Below are 1,849 nucleotides of genomic sequence, written 5' to 3'. Positions count from 1 at the left end.
GCACAATTCCGTGCGGTCAAATCATCTTGATTTAGCAGATCAATCGTCTAGATTTTAACCTATAGTCAACCCTCCCTGTTGGAGATTAGACGCTTTTTCTAAATTTCACAGAAAGCCTCAAATGGAGAATGCCATGATTAAGGCCATCTCACTAAAAGAAACTATGAAAACAGTCGGATTAATACTCCTGTTAACAACACCGCTAGGTATAAGTGAAGTTTCTGCTGAAGAAGAACTTATAGGCTCTGATGAGTTCCGAACCTCCTGTATTTCCTGTCACGGTGTAGGTGGTAAAGGTGATGGTCCCATGGCTAAGTTTCTTACTGTAAAACCTGCAGATTTAACTCAACTAGCAAAAAACAATGGTGGTGACTACCCAACTAAACCGGGAGAGTTTCCATTTTATCGGGTATTTAAAATAATCGATGGCAGAACCCTTGTATCAGCACACGGCGACAGAGCGATGCCCATATGGGGCAACCGTTACAAGATGGAAGCTGGTGACAAGTACGGCCCGATGGGTGGAGAACAGATGATTCGGGCCAGAATTCTAGAGCTGGTTTATTACCTTCAAATGATCCAAGAACGATGAATGCACCCTCCACAAGAAAACAGTACATTGCTTTAGTAGGAGCACCCTATAATTCTGCCCCGTCGTTATTCCGTTTCCATAAACGAAAAAAGCAGACCTCAATCTAGATTAAGGTCTGCAAAACGGGGTGTGGAGAAGACACAGAGCATAAGTGCCTCATCACCAACGAGGTCCCGGAAGAGCTCTCCTTAACGCATGACTCCCAATGCGCTAAAAAGAATACGGTGAAACGTCAGATCGGGTGGAGCATCGCGTGTTGGACCCGGTTCACTCAATCCAGTCCAACACGCATTGGGTCTGTATTGGAAATCGCTATCGCGCATCCCAACCTACCCAAAGAACAGGGTTGTTCGTGTTCCCTTAGCTTGGGAATGCGAAAGAAACCCCTTCACGCACACCGCTGGAAGGCCAACGCTGGGTGATTGTTTTACGCTTGGTGTAGAAACGTACCGCATCAGGACCGTAAGCATGCAGGTCACCAAACAGGGAACGCTTCCAACCACCGAAGCTGTGGTAAGACACAGGCACTGGCAGCGGTACGTTGATGCCGACCATGCCAACCTGAATGTGATCAGAGAAGTAACGCGCCGCTTCGCCGTCACGGGTGAAGATGCAGGTACCGTTACCGTATTCGTGATCGTTAATCAGCTGCATCGCTTCTTCCATGCTGTTCGCACGGACAACCTGCAATACCGGGCCGAAAATCTCTTCCTGATAACTCTGCATCTCAGACGTCACACCGTCGATCAGAGTAGCACCAACGAAGAAGCCGTCTTCATAACCTTCAACCTGAGGATTACGGCCATCAACAACAACGTTTGCACCGTCAGCTTCTGCGCTATCGATGTAACCGTTAACTTTCTGCTGGTGTGCACGGGTGATCACAGGACCGAAGTCGTTCTCGCGGTTGCTGTACGCACCCACTTTCAATGGCTGCATCGCTTCACGCATTTTGGCAACCAGCGTATCCGCTGCTTCGTCACCGACTGCCACAGCAACAGACAGCGCCATGCAACGCTCACCGGAGGAACCAAACGCAGCACCCAGCAACTGGTTAACCGCGTTATCCATATCCGCATCTGGCATAACGATCGCGTGGTTTTTAGCGCCACCCAGTGCCTGACAGCGTTTGCCATTAGCATTCGCCGTGCTGTAGATGTATTCCGCAATTGGCGTAGAACCGACGAAGCTCACTGCTTTAACACGGTCGTCGCTCAGCAGCACATCAACCGCTTCTTTGTCGCCGTTTACAACATT

2 protein-coding genes are annotated in these 1,849 nt (G+C 49.2%); one reads left to right on the top strand and one right to left on the bottom strand.

What is annotated here, in order from left to right:
* The first annotated feature begins 133 nt into the window (after window positions 1-133).
* Complete coding sequence (locus ABYW01_RS20735) at window positions 134-592, top strand: cytochrome c (protein WP_372836422.1); 459 nt, start codon at window positions 134-136, stop codon at window positions 590-592.
* A gap of 360 nt (window positions 593-952) precedes the next feature.
* On the opposite strand, the gene ABYW01_RS20730 is transcribed toward ABYW01_RS20735, so the two are convergent.
* A partial coding sequence (locus ABYW01_RS20730; RefSeq protein ID WP_372836421.1) for an aldehyde dehydrogenase family protein occupies window positions 953-1,849 on the bottom strand: 897 nt, incomplete at its 5' end.

The sequence above is a fragment of the Pontibacterium sp. genome (assembly GCF_041587635.1).
GTDB lineage: Bacteria > Pseudomonadota > Gammaproteobacteria > Pseudomonadales > Balneatricaceae > Pontibacterium.
The sequence above is the reverse complement of the archived record's forward strand: the minus strand, read 5'-3'. Positions and strand labels throughout refer to the sequence as shown.